Origin of the sequence: Burkholderia theae (assembly GCF_048565265.1) — a bacterium.
GTDB lineage: Bacteria > Pseudomonadota > Gammaproteobacteria > Burkholderiales > Burkholderiaceae > Burkholderia > Burkholderia theae.
Genome location: NZ_CP183462.1, coordinates 3,014,685 through 3,029,724, shown reverse-complemented (window position 1 = coordinate 3,029,724; position 15,040 = coordinate 3,014,685). Strand labels below are relative to the sequence as shown.

Below are 15,040 nucleotides of genomic sequence, written 5' to 3'. Positions count from 1 at the left end.
CATCCGCATACGAGAAAACCTATGGACGTCACCGTAATCTGGGCCGCGATCATCGCATTGGGGCTCTTCATGTACGTCGTGCTCGACGGCTTCGACCTCGGCATCGGCATCGTCTTCCCGTTCTTCCCGGACGAGAAGGAACGCGACCTGATGATGAACACGGTCGCCCCCGTGTGGGACGGCAACGAGACGTGGCTCGTGCTCGGCGGCGCCGGGCTGTTCGCGGTGTTCCCGATCGTCTATTCGACCGTGCTGTCGGCGCTGTACCTGCCGCTGATCTTCATGCTGGTCTGCCTGATCTTCCGCGGCGTGTCGTTCGAGATCCGCGCGAAGGCGCGGCGCACGAAACACCTGTGGGATCTCGCGTTCATCGGCGGCTCGGCCGGCGCGACGCTGTTTCAGGGGATCGCGCTCGGCGCGTTCCTGCAGGGCATCGACGTGAAGGACGGCGTGTTCGCGGGCGACGCGTTCGACTGGCTGACGCCGTTCAGCCTGCTGACCGGCCTCGGCCTGATCGTGACCTATGCGCTGCTCGGCTGCTGCTGGCTCGTCGCGAAGACCGAAGGCGACCTGCAGCGCCGGCTGCATCGCGTCGTGTGGCCGCTGACCATCGTGCTGCTCGGCTTCATCGCGGTCGTCAGCCTGTGGACGCCGCTGCAGGATCCCGCCATCGCGCAGCGCTGGTTCGATTCGGGGCTGTTCTGGCGCCTGCTGCCGGTGCCGTTCCTGGTCGCCGGGTGCGCGGTGTGGATGCGGCGCGCGGTGCGCGACCGGCACGACATGACGCCGTTCGTGCTCGCGCTGGCGCTCGTGCTGCTCGGCTACGTCGGCCTGCTCGTCACGCTGTTCCCGTACGCGATTCCTCAAACGATGACGATCTGGGAAGCGGCGGCGCCGCGTTCCAGCCAGACCTTCACACTGGTCGGCGCAGCGGTTATCCTCCCGATCATCATCGCCTACACGACGATGGGTTACTGGGTATTCCGAGGCAAGGTGCGCCATGAAGACCAGCATTACTACCACCACTGATTCCGCCGACCGCCCGCCCGAGGCACCACGGCCGCGGATGCGCGGCTGGATGTGGTTCGTCGTGCTGTGGGCGGGCGGCGTGATCGGCGCCGTCACGCTCGGTTATGCGTTCAAGATTTTCATGAACCTGACGCTGTTTGCGGTGAAATAAGCCTTTCGGCCGGGCACGGTGCCCGGCCTCCCCTCCGTTCGTCACCGGGCGGCAGCCCTCCCCCTCCGTCCGTCCACGCTCCCCTGCGTCGGCGCACGCGCGCCACTCACCGCTCGCACGACGTCGTGCACATCGCCTTGTCCATGTCGCCGAAGAAGGTCTGGTAGTACGCGGGCTCGACGACGGTCTTCGTGCGCGAATCGCCGTTGCTGTCCCACACCGTGCGGTCGAACCGCGCGCGCACGATCGCACCGCGCGTGTCCGGCGCCGTGCGGACCGTCACGACGGCGGCCACGCGCTCGTGGTCCGGCTTCGCGGGCAACGCGCCGATGCGCGCCTTCAGCGCGCCGCGCAGCAGTTGCCGCCACTTCGGGATCAGCGTGTCGCTGCGCCCGCCTTCGATCAGCCCCACGTCCCGATCGACCGTCACCGGCGCGTAGCCCTGCGCGCGCAGCACGCCGGCCACCGCGTCGAGCGCGCGCGCCTGCGAGATGCCCGCATAACGACGGTCGCTCAACATGCGCAGCGTCTGCTGTTCGGTCTCCGTCAGGTCGACCTCGGTCTGGCTCGAGCTGTAGCGCACCAGCGACCCGCCGCTGCCGATCTGGCGCTCGGTGTCCGGCTTCGCCGCACACCCGGTCAGCGCCGCGAACAACCCGGCACAGGCAAGCGTCAGTGCGCCGCGACCGCGCGCCGCCGGCAGCACGGCGCGCCGCGCTCGTCGTTGGCGAAGGCGGTGGCGAATTCCAGTTGATCGGCAATCGGGCGGCGCTATGATCGTCATCGGGGCATTCTCCTGTCGGCGCCATGATAGGGAGACGCCCGGGCCGCCACAAACGACATTTTTTGACCCACTGTTTAGCTTTTCTTCGCGATCTCACGATGCGCCGATTACCGCCCCTGAACGCGCTGCGCAGCTTCGAAGCCGCCGGCCGCCTGCAGAGCCTTACCCTCGCCGCCGAGGAACTGAACGTGACCCAGAGCGCGATCGCGCAGCAGATCCGCGTGCTCGAATCGTTCTTCGGGCAGAAGCTGTTCGAACGCGACGGGCGTTCGCTGCGGCTCACGCCGCGCGCGCGGCATTACCTCGTCGACGTCGCGAGTTGCCTCGGCCGGCTCGCGCAGGCGACCGGGCAGATGTTCGAGCCGGAGGGCGGCCAGCCGGTGCGGATCAATGCATCGGTGTCGTTCGCGCACGGCTGGTTGCTCACGCAACTGGCCGTATTCGAGGCCGCGCATCCGGAGATCGACGTGCAGCTCGTCACGACCGCCGACGCCGAACGCGACCAGATCGACGAATCGTGCGACATCGTGATCCGCCGCTATACGCCGGAGCTGCGCCGCAAGGGCTTCATGTCGCGCCCGCTGCTCGCGACCGTCGCGGTGCCCGTGTGCGCGCCCGGCCATCCGGTGCTCGAACGGGTACGCGTGCCGGCGGACCTGCGCAACGCGCCGCTGCTGCACTTCGCGGGCATGCCGCAGGCGTGGCAATACTGGTTCCATCAGGCCGGCTCGGACGTCACCGAGACATTGCGCGGGCCGTTCTATCGCGAGTTCTTTCTGATGGTGAAGGCCGCCGCGAGCGGGCTCGGCGTGTGCCTCGCGCCGCGCGCGGTCGTCAGCGACGACATCGCGAACGGCCGGCTCGTCGCGCTGTTTCCCGAGGTCCACCTCGAAGGGCCGCCGTTTCATTGCCTGTATCGCAACGACGACGATCCGTCGCTGCGCACGTTCGTCGACTGGCTGTTCGCGCGGGCCGAGGAACTGGACGGGCCGCCACCGCAGTAACCGGCGACGGGCGGGCAACGTGGCCCGTTGTCGTTTGCGTCAGCGCCGCTCGCGCAGCGCCGCTTCGATCTTGCGATCGGTCTTGTACTGGCTCAGCGCGTACACCGACCAGATCGCGGCCGGCAGCCAGCCGATGATCGTGATTTGCAGGATCAGGCAGATGACCCCGGCGATCGGGCGACCGATCGTGAAAAACTGGAACCAGGGCAGCAGCAGGGCAAGCAGAAGGCGCATCGAGAATCCCTTTCGATTTCGTTGAAACGAAGCATACGCGGCCAATATGGCGCGTCGTGCGCGTCATTTCAAGCCCCGCTCCGCGAACGCGCGCCCCGCTTGCCATGGAACGTGACGGTACGTTGCGCATGCGCCGCCGCGCAGAGACCGCCGGCCGCGCAACGCGCGGCCGTGATCTTCGTCATGCAGAGGATTCCTGCTCATTCGGCCGATGCCGTTCGAACCCATGCATCGCGTCAACCGGCACGCCGCCCTACCCCGGACCGCACAGCCAGCGCGCGACCCGCGCGACGAGCGCGTCCGCTTCGTCGAAGCGCTCGACACCCGCCACCTGCGGTGCGTCGCAAATCGCGAACACCGGCTTGCCCCATTGCAGCCCCAGCGCGATTTCGGACAGCGTGCCGAGGCCACCGCCCACCGCGACGAGGCAAAGCGACGCACGCGCGATCAGCGCGTTGCGCGTGATGCCGAGCCCGGTCGGCAGCGCAACCGACAGATAGGGATTCGCTTCGCGCGCATCGTCCTCGGGCAGCAGCCCGATCGCGCATCCGCCCGCCGCGTGCGCGCCGCGCGCGGCAGCCTCCATCACGCCCTGCTTGCCGCCGCCGACGATAACGACGCCCGCCCCCGCGAGCCCGTGCGCGATCCGTTCGGCCGCTGCAAGCTGGGCCGCCGTCGCATCGCGCGGCCCGATCACGCCGACCGGCATCCGGTGCCGGGTCGCGCCACGCTGCCGTTGCGCGAGTTGCGCCAGCGCGTCGCGCGCGTCGTTCGACCATTCAATGATGCCGTTGCCGTACAAGTCCTTCCCCCAATGCAAGCACACAGGTGCAGAGCGCCGTCAGCACGATCGACAGCACGGCGGCCTGCGAGAAATCGGTCTGCCCGTCGGACAGCTTCAGGTACATCAGCAGCGGCAGGATGTTGATCTGCGTACCGGCCAGCGCGAGCGCCGTGCCGTACGTGCCGAGCGCGATCGCGGCGACGAGGCACCAGGCCGACGCGATCGACGGCCACAGCTCGCGCCACGCGACGTCGAACCAGGCGCGCCACGGCCGCGCGCCGAGCGTCAGCGCCGCCTCGAGCGGCCGCCGGTCGAGATTCGCGAGCGCCGGGTAAAGCATCAGCGCGACGCGCGGAATCAGGTAGTACGCGTAGGCGAACGCGAGCCCCGGCATGGTGTAGATCGCGCCGCCGACCACGGCCGGATCGGCGCCGAGCGACGCGAGCAGCATCGTCACGAAACCGGCGCGGCCGAACACGAGAATGAAGCCGTACGCGATCACGAGACCGGAAAACGCCAGCGGCACGCCGAGCAGCGCGAGCGACCAGCGGCGCCGCGCCGGCGACTGCGCGGCCAGCACGAACGCGACCGGCACGCCGACCGCGACGGACAGCGTGCCGGCGGCGATCGCGAGCGCCACCGAGCGCACGATCGCGTCGGCGACGAGCGGATCGCCGAATACCGCGGCGAAAGCACGGCCGCCGCCGTCGAACGCGGCGCCGACGAGCGCGGCGAGCGGCAGCGCGAAGCACACCGCGAACAGCGCGGCGGCCGGCACCGCGCCGTAGCGACGCAGGATGCCGCGCTGCATGGACGAGACCCGCATCGTGCGCCCCTTATTTGCCGAGCGTGGCCTGCGACCAGAGCTGGTCGACCTCGGCCTTGCGCGTCGCGGCCTTCGCGACGTCGAGCGGACGCACCTGCGGCGCGTTCGGCAGCTTCGCGGCGACGTCCTGCGCGACCGGCGTGCCGGGCACGGCCGGCCGCACGTAGCCCTGCGCGAACAGCGCCTGGCCGACATCGCTCATCACGAGGTTGAGCCACAACTGCGCGGCGGCCGGATTCGGGCCGTTCTTCACGAGGCTCATCGCGTACGGCGCCGACACGCTGCCGTCCTGCGGAATCACGACGTCGGCCGCGTCGCCCATGCCGTCCGTGTACTTGGCCTTGAGGCCGTCGTTCTCATAGCCGATCAGGATCGGAATCTCGCCCTTGACGAACTTCGCGTACGGCGTCGTGCCCTCGACGCGCAACACGTTGCCCGCCTGCTTCAGCTTGCCGAAGAAATCCGCGCCCGGTTTCGGGTTGTCGACGCTGCCGCCGTTCGCATAGGCGGCCGCGAACACCGCGACCTGCCCCTGCCCGGTCGAGCGCGGGTCGAGATAGACGACCGCGTTGCGGTACTCGGGCTTCAGCAGGTCGGACCAGCGCTGCGGCACGTTCTTCACGAGCTTCCGGTTGACGAGGAACGCGATGTTCAGCGAATGCACCGCGAACCAGCGCGCGTCCGGCGCGCGGAACACCGTCGGCAGCTTGTCGAAATTGACCGGCTTGAACGGCGCGACGACGTCCTTGGCCGTCGCGTCGAGCGCCGATGCGGCGAAGTAATACGCGGTGTCGGCCTGCGGGCGCCGGCGCGACTTGTCGAGCGCGACGACCGTCGCCGCCGAGCCGATGTCGTTGTACGTGATCTCGACCTTCGGGTAGCGCTTGCGGAATTCGGCGAACAGCGATTTCCAGTTTGCCCATTCCGGGCCCGTGTCGAACGATACGACGAGCCCTTCGTCGGCGGCCTTCTCGTACAGCGCGTCCTCGCCGGGGTACAGCGGCGCGGCATGGGCGAGCGCCGGCGCGAGCATCGCGAACGCACCGAGCGCCAGCAGGCGGCGGCGCATGGCATGGAGGAACAGGCGGCGTGCAGACATCGTGATTCTCCGTTGAATGAATGGGGTAACGCGCTTACGCGGCGGGCAGCACGAGCAGATGGCGCGGTTCGATCGACACGCAGCGCGCGGGCAGTTCGCGCCCTTCGCCGAGCAGCGCGTCGGTCGCGCCCGCCGGCATGAAATCGAAGCGCTGCGTCGCGCCGAAATAGCGGACCTCGCCGACCCGGCCGTCGATGCGGTTCGCGGCCTGCTCGGGCGGATCGGGCTGCAGGTGTTCCGGCCGGACCAGCACGTCGACCGTATCGCCCGGCCGGTGCGTGCCCGTATCCGCGCGCAGCATCGCGAAGCGCACGTCGACGGTGCCGTGCGCGAGCACGCGGCCGCGCAGCAACGTCGAGTGGCCGACGAAACGGGCGACCTGCGCGGTCGCCGGACGCTCGTACAGTTCGCGCGGGGTGCCGGCCTGCAGCACGCGTCCGCCGTCGACGATCGCCACGCGATCGGCCATGCTGAGCGCCTCGTCCTGGTCGTGCGTGACGAGCAGCGTCGTCGCACCGCACGCACGCTGCAGCGCGCGGATCTCGTCGCGCAACTGGTGCCGAATCCCGGCATCGAGCGCCGCGAGCGGCTCGTCGAGCAGCAGCAGCTTCGGTTCGATCACGAGCGCGCGGGCCAGCGCGACGCGCTGCTGCTGGCCGCCGGACAGCATCGCCGTGCCGCGCTCGGCCTGCGCCGCGAGGCCGACGCGTTCGAGCATCTCGAGCGCACGGCGCCGCCGCGGCGCTGCCGCCACGCCGCGCATCTTCAGCCCGTAGCCGACGTTGTCGACGACCGACAGGTTCGGGAACAGCGCGTAGTGCTGGAACACCATGCCGACCTCGCGCCGCCACACCGGCACGCCGGCCATGTCGCCGCCGCCGATCGCGATGCGGCCGGCGTAACCGTCGAGCAACCCGGCGGCAAGGCGCAGCAGCGTCGATTTGCCGGAGCCGCTGCGGCCCATCACCGCGAGCAGTTCGCCCTGGGTCGCGGACAGCGTGACCGCGTCGACGCCGTGACGGGCGCCCGGATACTGGAAGCTGACGTTTTCGAAATCGAGGCTCATGACGGTTTCACTTCAGGCGTTGCACGGTGCAGACGGACACAAGCGTCGCGAGCACGGCGAGGACGAGCAGCACGACGGTCGCCGCGCACGCCATCCCCGACGCGCCGTAGAACGCCTGCAGCAGCACGATCGGATAGTTGCGATAGCGGAAGCCCGCGATCAGGTTCGAGATCTGGAATTCGCCGATCGACAGCGCGGCGACCATCACGAGCCCGGAAAACAGGCTGTGCCGCAGGTTCGGCAGCACGATCGTGAAGAACTGGCGCAGCGGCGTCGCGCCGAGCGTCGCCGCGCACGCTTCGAGACGCTCGAGGCCGAGATGGCGCAGGTCGCTCAGCAGCGTTTGCAGCAGATAAGGCAGCGTCAGCACCGCGTGGGCCGCGACCATCAGCGGCAGCGTGCCGAGCCACGGCAGCGTGTCGCCGCTGAAGATCGCGATGTAGCCGAAGCCGAGCGTCAGCGCCGGCACCGCGATCGGCATCAGCATCACGACGCGCGCCGCGAAGCCGCGGCCCGCCACCGCACGGTGATGCAGCGCATACGCGAGCGGCAATCCCAGCGCGGCATTGATCGCACAGCACGCGAGTGCGACCACGAGGCTCACGCCGAATGCCCGCGTGAAGCTGCGGTTCGCCGCGAGATCCGCGAACCAGTGCGACGTGATGCCGGTCGGCAGCAGCGTGTTCGTCCACGACCCGCCGACCGAGCCGATCAGCAGCAGCGCGATCGGCAGCGCGAGGTACAGCGCGAAGGCCGCGACGAATGCGTGCAACAGCAGGCGTCCCGCCAGCGCGCGCGGTCGTTTGTTACGACGAATCGGAACACCTGCGGCTGCGGCAGGCGCGGTTGACGGATGCATGGACGGGCTCGCTGACGGAAACGGAACGGGCCGCGCAAGGTCCGCCGGACGTGACCGGCGGACCTTGTCGTGACAGGCGCAGTGTGCGGACGCGACATGGCATCGTCATGAAAAAAACGTACAACGCCCGCATCGATCTGTGCGCGCAAGGAATAGTTCGCCATGAAGCACCTGTTTCCGAACGTCGCGGAACTGCACGCGTTCGCGACTTCCGTGAAGTACCTGAACTTCTCGTATGCGGCCCGCGAGCTGGGGCTGACGCCGAGCGCGGTCAGCCGGCAGATCGCGAATCTCGAGGCGCTGTTCGGCGTGAAGCTGTTCGTGCGCGAAGGGCGCAATCTCGCGCTGACACGGGCCGGACAGGTCTATCACGCGCGCGTGATCGGTCCGTTGCGCGAGATCGGCAACGCGTCGATCGAACTGCTGAGCGCGCGCGAGAACAGCGACCTGCTGACGATCGCGAGCGTGCCGACCTTCACGACGAAATGGCTGGTGCCGCGGCTCGCGCGTTTCCTGGCCGACGCGCCGGGCGTCACTTTGAGCTTTCGCCGCCATCTGGCGCACGGCGACGTGTTTCCGTTCGGGCTCGACGCGGCGATCCGTTATGGCGACGGTGCATGGGAAGGCGTCCGGTGCGATTACCTGGACGGCCGCACGTTCGTGCCGGTCTGCTCCCGCGAATTCGCGGCACGGCATGCGCTGCGCGCGCCCGCCGACGCGGTGTCCGCGCCGCGGCTCGTGCACGAGCAGGCGGAGATCGCGTGGTCGATGTGGGCGGAGCGCCATCGCGCGGCCCACATGAACGCGCTGGCGGGGCCGCGCTTCGAACAGTATTCGGTGCTGATCCAGGCCGCGCAGGCCGGGCTCGGACTCGCGCTCGTGCCGCGCTTCCTGATCGCCGACAATCTCGCGGCCGGCACGCTCGTCGAACCGTTCGACGCGCCCGTCGACGTCGACGCGCAGGGGCACTACCTGTGCTACGCGCCGGAGCGCCTGGAGACGAGCGTCGCGTTGCGGCGCTTCAGGGAATGGATGCTCGGCGAGTGCGCGAGCGCGTGAGCGTCGGCGTAGCCGGCATCGTCATGCAAAAAAAGCGCGGCGCCGCCGGCCATCGGCCGAACGGCACCGCGCGTCCGGTACCGGAAGCCGCCGCGAAGGCGGCCACCGGCACGCTCCATCAGCGCCCGATACCGAGCCCCGGCAGCACGCGCGTGTTCTCGGCCACGACCGCATGCAGCAGACGCGGTTCAGCACCGAGCAGTTCGAGGATCGTCGGCGCGACCTGCTTCGTGCCGACCAGATCGTTCACGGTACGCGCGCGATGGATGCCCGGGTACGACACGAGCAGGCCGAGGTGGCTGTCGTCCGGCGCGTTGCCGCCGTGCTCCTCGTCCTTCTTCGTGCTCGACGTATAGATCACGCCCGGATTCGGCTGGACGATGATGTCCGGCGTGCGGCCGTTGGCCGGATCGCCGAAGCGGTCGGCGAGCGCCGCGCCGTACAGGATGTACGCCTGCGAGCCGTCCGCGCAGATCCCCGGCGCATTGCAGCTCAGGTTCGCCTTCAGCGTCTGCACGACGGCCGTGCGCTGGTTGCGGTCGCGCAGCCAGATCAGGCCGACGTCGTCGGTCTGCACGAAGCCCGTGCCGACCAGGCCCGAACCGTCGTTCAGGTTGCCCGTCGTCGTGTTGTTCTGGCCGAAGTTGCCGTTCGGGTCGAGGTAGTTGTTCGCTTCGAGCAGCTTCGTCAGCGTGTCGCCGTTCTTCACGAGCTTCGTGTGATCGGTCGGCGACTGGCCGTGCTTCGACGTGACGATCACGGCCGTCGACGAGTACAGGTTGGCCTGCTTCAGCGCCGCGACGATATGGCCGATCGAGTTGTCGACGTACGTGATCGCGTTCGCGACCTGCCCGCTCGGCGTGAAGTTCGCGTCGAGATAACCGCCGCCCGTCGCGACCGTCGCCTTCTGCGCGACGCTGAGCGTCTGGAAGTCGGCGCCGAACAGCGTCGGCACCGGCGCGCTCTTCATGCCCGTCGAATCGCGGCCTTCGATCTGGTTGATCAGCGCCTGCACGTGGAGGTTGTCGAAGCGCGCGGTATGCGAGTAGACGTCCGTGTAGTTCGTGCCCGTCGCCGGATCGATCGAGTTGATCTCGGTGCGCGCCAGATCGTCGACGCCGGTGCCCGACGGCCCGTTCAGCCAGTCGTAGCCCCACGCGTGCTTGTCGGCCCACGCCGTATGCGCATTCGGGATCCCCGCCTTCACGGCCTCGAACACCGTGTTGGTCTTCACGTAGTTGTGCGGGTAGACCGGCACGCACTGGCCGCCCACGCGCGCATGCGGGATCGCCTGCGGGTTGAACGCGCCGCCGCCGTTCAGGTGGATCAGCGCGCCGCCGTTCTGGGCGTCGATGCCCGTGGTTTCGTCGAACACGACGTTCCAGCCCTGCTTGCCCGAACACGTCGTGTCGCTCGGCGCATACAGGTTGCGGTCATACGACACGTCGTAGAACAGGCCGGCCGTCTTCGGCGAGCCGCCCGTCACGAGCGCCGCGAGGCCCGGGAACGAATCCGACAGGCCGGGCGTGTACGCGTTCGTGTACGTCACGCCGTGCTGCGCGAGCACCGCGATGTTCGGACACGTGTTCGCGCCGATGCAGCGCGCGAGATCCTGCTCGTGCAGACCGTCGACGCTGATCAGCAGCACGTGCTTCACGACGCGGCTCGCGTGGCCACGGTCCTCGCCCTGACTGTCGCCGTCCTGCTGCGCCGCGTGCGCACCCATGCTTGCGAGCGCCAGCGCGCCCGCCACCATCACGGCCATCTTCCGCTGCTTACCGAAAAACGAAATCATCACCCCACCTCATCGATTGATGTTGAACTGCGTGACTTGCCATCAGGCGCGCAAAATATCGCCGGATCGTGCGGCGGTCGGATGAAGCGGGGCTTTCTGTTCTCTGTCAAACGTAACCAATCGCAAGTGACATGAAGTCGTCGCAATGCGTTGGCGCGCCAGGCATCGGCGCGCGCCCGGAATTTTTTTCGGCTTGGCCCGCGACTATTGGCGTGTGATAAAGGGTTTTCCCTGACCCGGAGCACGAGTATGTCGACCCTGGAAGCTCTCCGGTTCGTGCTGGACGATGCACGCACCCCCGAAATCATTCGCCATCACGTCGTCGACGCGCTGCAGTACGCGCTGCGCAATTACGGACAGGTGTTCACGGCGAAGGAAGTCGAATGGCTGACGCACTGGGATGATGCGCGTCTGCCGTTGGCCGCGAAGAAGGAGCTGGACAAGCGCGAACCGGCGATCGCCGCGCGCTGAAAAAAAGCCGCCGCGCCCGGCAGGTGCGGGCGCGGCGGCAGCAGATGAAACGACGCGTTACTGGAGCCCGAAGTCGACGCGGGTCGTCGCGCCCTTGTCCTCGATGCCCTTCGCATCGAGCTTCGGTGCGACGACGAACACACGGCTCGAATCGATCTTGCCGTCGAGGTACTGGCGCACCGACTCGGCACGCTGCTGCGCGAGCGCGCGCAGCGCGTTGTCGTCGGCCGGCGCGTGATCGGCCAGCGCCTGCTTCATGTCCGCATCGGGCAGCGTCTTCTGCAGGCCGACCAGATTGCGTGGCTTCTTGAAGTCCGCGGCCTTGTACGCACGCGTCAGGTACTTGCTGTATTCGGCCGGCTCGACCTTCACCGACATCGGATCGATGCTCTCGCCCTGGCCGACCACGTCCTTCAGCTTCTGCTGGCGCACCAGCCGGTCGACGTACGCGTCGCGCAGCCCCGGCGTGTCCTTCGCCGGATCGACGCGGCCGATCAGGTCGAGGCGGATCGACGGCTTCTCGGTCAGCATCTTCACGACGGTGTCGAGCTTCTTCTGCTGCGTGTCGGTCAGCGCGTAGGTACCCGGCGCGAACTCGACGTAACCGAGATCCTCGCCGCCGCCGCCGAACGCGTTCGCGAGCAGCGTGAACGGCGACGTGACGGCCTTCGCGATCAGGTTCAGCACCGCATGCCAGATCAGCCCGCCGACGCTGAACTCCGGATTCGCCAGCGAACCCGACACCGGCAGGTTCACGTCGATCTGGCCGCGCGTGTTCTTCAGCAGCGAGATCGCGAGCTTCACCGGCAGCTTCGTCGCCGTGTCGTTTTCGACGCGATCGCCGAACGTGAGCTGGTCGATGAAGATGTGGTTGTTCGCCTGCAGTTGGTCGTTCACAAGCTGGTAGTGCAGATCGACGTTGAGCTTGCCCTTCGTGATCGGATAACCCGCGTACTTCGCCGAATACGGCGTCAGGTTGGTCAGCTCGATGTCGTGCGCGGTCGCCGTGAGGTCGAGCGCCGGCTTCTCGATCAGCGGGTTCACCGAGCCCTTGATCGAGATCGGCCCGTTGCCCGACAGGTTCGCGGCGACGTCGACCGGCGCGGACGTCGTCGAATCCGTGCCGAACGCGCCGATCGTGCCCGTGATCGCGACGAGGTTCGCCGTGTAGTTCGGCTTGATGAAGTTGTCGGTGTACGTGACGCGGCCGTTCTGCAGCAGCAGCTCGCCGAAATGCATCCGCACCGGGTTCTGCGGCGGCGTCGCGGCCTTTACGACCACCGTCGCGGACGCGGCCGATGCGGGCTGCGCCACCGCCGGTGCCGACGCGGCCTGCGGCGACAGCGGCACCGGCTCGCCCTTGCTCGCGTCGCGCGTGAGCGACTGCGCGGGGCCCGTCTCCTTCGCGACGACGTCCTTCAGGTTCAGGCGCCCCTGCGCGTCGAGCAGCACGCGGCCGTAGAAGTTCGAGAACGTCACGCGCGCGGCATCGACGTCGGTGCCCTTCTCGTCGTAGTTCGCCTTCAGGTTCGTCAGCGCGAGCGAGCGCCAGCCCGCGAACGGGTCGGAGGTCGCCTTGTCGAGCATCCGCACGTCGACCAGCGCGACGTCGCCGCGATAGGTCGCGCGCGGCGCGTCCTTCACCTGCGTGAACGTCAGGTTGCCCTGCGCGTTGAGCAGCGCGCTTGCGATCGTCGCGTTCAGCGCGCTGCCGAAGTACGGCTCGAACGCGGCCGCGTCGAGGCGGTTGCCGTTGATCTTCAGGCCGAGCTTCAGCGGCTGCGCGGTCACGTCGCCCGTCACGTTCAGCGAGCCCTTGCGGTTCAGCGTCGCCTTCAGCTGCACGGGCAGCGGCTTCGTCATGTCGTCGCTGAGCTTCTGCACCGACAGTTCCAGCGGCTTGATCGCCAGCTTCACCGGGCGCGGCGTCGACAGGTCGGTGAAGTTCGCGGACGAATCCTTCACGTTCAGCGCGTCGATCCGGTAATGCCACGACGGCGCGGCCACCGCGGCCTTGTGCGCGACCGTGCGCTTGGGCACCGACGCCTGCGCCGGTCCGGCCAGCGCCGCGAGGTCGATGTTGCCGTCCTTCAGGCGCTTCACGTCGAGCGCGAGCCCGCTCGCGTCGACGCTCGCGATCTCCGCGTTGCGCGTGGCGACGTCGACCTTCGCGATCTTCGCGCTCGCATCGGGCAGCACGATCGCGGGCGTCTTGCTATCGGGCGTCGCGATCTTCAGCGATTTCAGGCTCACCGTGCTGTCGGCGACCTGCGCTTCGAGCGGCGTCTTGCCCCAGTCGGTCTTCGCGTTGATCGTCGCGCCAAGCGTGCCGTCGAGCACACGCGCGCGCGTCGCTTCGCCGAGATACGGCTGCAACGCCGGCAGCGCGAGCGCGTCGATCGTCAGCTTCGTGTCGGCCTGCTTCTCCGCGAGCGTGAACGCGCCTTCGGCCCGCACGTCGCCGCCGCGCGACAGCGACGTCGACAGCGTGTATTTGGCGGGCGTCTTGCCCTGCAGCGAGAAACCGTCGAGCGTCGCGGCGAGCTTCGTCAGCGAGACCGCGTTCGGCGTGGCCGGCACGCGGTCGTCGACGTTGATCGTGCCGCCGTCGATCGCGAAATGACGGATCGTCAGGTCGAGCGGCGGCGCTTCCTTCGCATCGGCCTCGGCCTTCGCGCCGCTCGCGGCATCGGCGGAGGACGCCGCCGCGCCCGATGCCGCCGGCTTGCCCTCGGCGGCCTTCGGTGCGGCGGCCGGCTGCGCGGCGAGCTTCTCGACGTTCAGCACGCCTTGCTTGTCGCGCGACAGGTCGACGACGGGCTGGTCGATCCGGATCTCGTCGAAATGCAGCGCATTGCGCAGCGGTTCGAGGCTGGTCGCCGCGACGTGCACGCCGCGCGCGGCGAACAGCGGCTCGGACGCCGGGCTCGTCACCTTCGCGTCGTTCAGGTCGACGGTGCCCGACACGCGCAGCGCGGGCGTTTCGCCGTTCATCGCGAAGTTGAGCGTGAGGTTGCTGCTCAGCAAGCCGCTCGCCACGGCCACCGGCAGCTTGGTCGGCGCATACGAGATCAGCTTCGGCACGTCGAGCCGGTCGAATTTCAGCGCGATTTCCGATTCACGCGACTGCGCGAACGGCTTGGTCTTGCCGTCGATCGCGATCGGGCTGCCGTCGAAACGCATCCGCAGCGTCGGCTGGACGAAGATGTCGGTCTTCGACGCCAGCGTCGCGATATACGGGATGCCGAGCATCCAGTTGTCGACGACGTGCTTTTCGTTCAGCAGGCGGTCGTCGAAATCGATCCGGCCGTCGTTGACCTGGATGTTCGACACCGAGAATTGCGTCGGCTTGCTCGCCGGCTTGGACGGTGTGGAGAACTTCTCGATCAGGTCGGTGAAGTTGAAGCGCTGCGCGTCGTAGCGAACGATATGAAAGCGCGGCGAATCGAGCAGGATTTCGTTGACGATCGGCGCGCCGCGGAACAGCGACGACCACGACGGCCTCACGACGAGCTTGCCGATGTCGATGAAGTCGCCCTGGCCGCCGCGCTCGCCGACGTGAATGCCGTCGGCTTCGAGATTCAGCGTGTACGGGTTCAGCGCGATGCGCTGGATCGTGGCTGGCCGGTCGAGCTGTTGGCTCAGTTGCTGTTCGGCGATATGGCGGATCAGCGGCGGCGCCGCGAAGAACCCGAGCAGTCCGAACAAAACGAGGAAGATCAGCACGCCGATGCCGATACGCCGGGTCCGGCGCGAGCGTGCAACGCCGCCGAGGGCATGGAGGGTCGAGGATACGGTTTTTTTGTCTGCGCTTGCCATGCTTGAATGCCTCGGGAACGGATGCATGGCCGCACCGGAGAACCGGGCGGCCATGCACGC

At 68.2% G+C, this 15,040-nt stretch carries 14 protein-coding genes; 5 read left to right on the top strand and 9 right to left on the bottom strand.

The window, feature by feature from the left end; translation table 11 throughout:
* Window positions 1–21 precede the first annotated feature (21 nt).
* Both cydB and ACN22W_RS31160 read left to right on the top strand, forming a co-directional pair.
* Window positions 22–1,029 carry a cytochrome d ubiquinol oxidase subunit II gene (gene cydB, locus ACN22W_RS31165; protein WP_419688356.1) on the top strand — a complete coding sequence of 336 codons (1,008 nt, stop codon included), beginning with the start codon at window positions 22–24 and terminating at the stop codon, window positions 1,027–1,029.
* Window positions 1,001–1,180 carry a hypothetical protein gene (locus ACN22W_RS31160; protein ID WP_034187692.1) on the top strand — a complete coding sequence of 60 codons (180 nt, stop codon included), beginning with the start codon at window positions 1,001–1,003 and terminating at the stop codon, window positions 1,178–1,180. Before cydB ends, ACN22W_RS31160 begins: the two co-directional genes overlap by 29 nt.
* A 106-nt stretch (window positions 1,181–1,286) precedes the next feature.
* Here ACN22W_RS31160 and ACN22W_RS31155 read toward each other — a convergent pair whose 3' ends face one another.
* The gene (locus tag ACN22W_RS31155) at window positions 1,287–1,886 is read right to left on the bottom strand and encodes a hypothetical protein (RefSeq protein ID WP_419688355.1); all 600 of its coding nucleotides are present in this window, start codon (window positions 1,884–1,886) and stop codon (window positions 1,287–1,289) included.
* A 176-nt stretch (window positions 1,887–2,062) separates the two neighbouring features.
* On the opposite strand from ACN22W_RS31155, the gene ACN22W_RS31150 reads away from it, so the two are divergent.
* Window positions 2,063–2,968, top strand: a complete 906-nt coding sequence (locus ACN22W_RS31150) for a LysR substrate-binding domain-containing protein (protein WP_419688354.1) — start codon at window positions 2,063–2,065, stop codon at window positions 2,966–2,968.
* Window positions 2,969–3,007: 39 nt separating this feature from the next.
* On the opposite strand, the gene ACN22W_RS31145 is transcribed toward ACN22W_RS31150, so the two are convergent.
* From ACN22W_RS31145 to ACN22W_RS31120, 6 genes are all read right to left on the bottom strand, one after another.
* Window positions 3,008–3,202, bottom strand: coding sequence for a YqaE/Pmp3 family membrane protein (locus ACN22W_RS31145; RefSeq protein ID WP_419688353.1), 195 nt, complete (start codon window positions 3,200–3,202; stop codon window positions 3,008–3,010).
* Between the two features lie 253 nt (window positions 3,203–3,455).
* Window positions 3,456–3,911 (bottom strand): TIGR00725 family protein, encoded by a 456-nt coding sequence (locus ACN22W_RS31140; RefSeq protein ID WP_419689859.1) that lies wholly within the window; start codon window positions 3,909–3,911, stop codon window positions 3,456–3,458.
* Between the two features lie 70 nt (window positions 3,912–3,981).
* Window positions 3,982–4,812 (bottom strand): ABC transporter permease, encoded by an 831-nt coding sequence (locus tag ACN22W_RS31135; RefSeq protein WP_419688352.1) that lies wholly within the window; start codon window positions 4,810–4,812, stop codon window positions 3,982–3,984.
* A 10-nt stretch (window positions 4,813–4,822) separates the two neighbouring features.
* Complete coding sequence (locus tag ACN22W_RS31130) at window positions 4,823–5,911, bottom strand: extracellular solute-binding protein (protein WP_412023615.1); 1,089 nt, start codon at window positions 5,909–5,911, stop codon at window positions 4,823–4,825.
* 34 nt (window positions 5,912–5,945) lie between these two features.
* Window positions 5,946–6,977, bottom strand: a complete 1,032-nt coding sequence (locus ACN22W_RS31125) for an ABC transporter ATP-binding protein (protein WP_343495616.1) — start codon at window positions 6,975–6,977, stop codon at window positions 5,946–5,948.
* A 7-nt stretch (window positions 6,978–6,984) separates the two neighbouring features.
* Complete coding sequence (locus tag ACN22W_RS31120; RefSeq protein ID WP_129515964.1) at window positions 6,985–7,836, bottom strand: ABC transporter permease; 852 nt, start codon at window positions 7,834–7,836, stop codon at window positions 6,985–6,987.
* A gap of 162 nt (window positions 7,837–7,998) precedes the next feature.
* Between ACN22W_RS31120 and ACN22W_RS31115 the strand changes: the two genes are divergently transcribed.
* Window positions 7,999–8,895, top strand: a complete 897-nt coding sequence (locus tag ACN22W_RS31115; RefSeq protein ID WP_419688351.1) for a LysR family transcriptional regulator — start codon at window positions 7,999–8,001, stop codon at window positions 8,893–8,895.
* 118 nt (window positions 8,896–9,013) lie between these two features.
* On the opposite strand, the gene ACN22W_RS31110 is transcribed toward ACN22W_RS31115, so the two are convergent.
* Complete coding sequence (locus tag ACN22W_RS31110; protein ID WP_419688350.1) at window positions 9,014–10,690, bottom strand: alkaline phosphatase family protein; 1,677 nt, start codon at window positions 10,688–10,690, stop codon at window positions 9,014–9,016.
* Window positions 10,691–10,939: 249 nt separating this feature from the next.
* Between ACN22W_RS31110 and ACN22W_RS31105 the strand changes: the two genes are divergently transcribed.
* Window positions 10,940–11,161 carry a hypothetical protein gene (locus ACN22W_RS31105; RefSeq protein WP_048246048.1) on the top strand — a complete coding sequence of 74 codons (222 nt, stop codon included), beginning with the start codon at window positions 10,940–10,942 and terminating at the stop codon, window positions 11,159–11,161.
* A 57-nt stretch (window positions 11,162–11,218) separates the two neighbouring features.
* Here the strand turns inward: ACN22W_RS31105 and ACN22W_RS31100 are convergent, their stop codons facing one another.
* The gene (locus ACN22W_RS31100; protein ID WP_419688349.1) at window positions 11,219–14,980 is read right to left on the bottom strand and encodes a DUF748 domain-containing protein; all 3,762 of its coding nucleotides are present in this window, start codon (window positions 14,978–14,980) and stop codon (window positions 11,219–11,221) included.
* Window positions 14,981–15,040: the final 60 nt, after the last annotated feature.

Excerpts from the sequence above, each read along its gene's own strand:
- ACN22W_RS31110 (WP_419688350.1), bottom strand. The coding sequence starts at position 10,690 with ATGATTTCGTTTTTCGGTAAGCAGCGGAAGATGGCCGTGATGGTGGCG.
- ACN22W_RS31135 (WP_419688352.1), bottom strand. The coding sequence starts at position 4,812 with ATGCGGGTCTCGTCCATGCAGCGCGGCATCCTGCGTCGCTACGGCGCG.
- ACN22W_RS31100 (WP_419688349.1), bottom strand. The coding sequence starts at position 14,980 with ATGGCAAGCGCAGACAAAAAAACCGTATCCTCGACCCTCCATGCCCTC.
- ACN22W_RS31150 (WP_419688354.1), top strand. The coding sequence starts at position 2,063 with ATGCGCCGATTACCGCCCCTGAACGCGCTGCGCAGCTTCGAAGCCGCC.
- ACN22W_RS31140 (WP_419689859.1), bottom strand. The coding sequence starts at position 3,911 with ATGCCGGTCGGCGTGATCGGGCCGCGCGATGCGACGGCGGCCCAGCTT.
- ACN22W_RS31125 (WP_343495616.1), bottom strand. The coding sequence starts at position 6,977 with ATGAGCCTCGATTTCGAAAACGTCAGCTTCCAGTATCCGGGCGCCCGT.
- ACN22W_RS31115 (WP_419688351.1), top strand. The coding sequence starts at position 7,999 with ATGAAGCACCTGTTTCCGAACGTCGCGGAACTGCACGCGTTCGCGACT.
- ACN22W_RS31105 (WP_048246048.1), top strand. The coding sequence starts at position 10,940 with ATGTCGACCCTGGAAGCTCTCCGGTTCGTGCTGGACGATGCACGCACC.
- ACN22W_RS31145 (WP_419688353.1), bottom strand. The coding sequence starts at position 3,202 with ATGCGCCTTCTGCTTGCCCTGCTGCTGCCCTGGTTCCAGTTTTTCACG.
- ACN22W_RS31120 (WP_129515964.1), bottom strand. The coding sequence starts at position 7,836 with ATGCATCCGTCAACCGCGCCTGCCGCAGCCGCAGGTGTTCCGATTCGT.
- ACN22W_RS31160 (WP_034187692.1), top strand. The coding sequence starts at position 1,001 with ATGAAGACCAGCATTACTACCACCACTGATTCCGCCGACCGCCCGCCC.
- ACN22W_RS31130 (WP_412023615.1), bottom strand. The coding sequence starts at position 5,911 with ATGTCTGCACGCCGCCTGTTCCTCCATGCCATGCGCCGCCGCCTGCTG.
- cydB (WP_419688356.1), top strand. The coding sequence starts at position 22 with ATGGACGTCACCGTAATCTGGGCCGCGATCATCGCATTGGGGCTCTTC.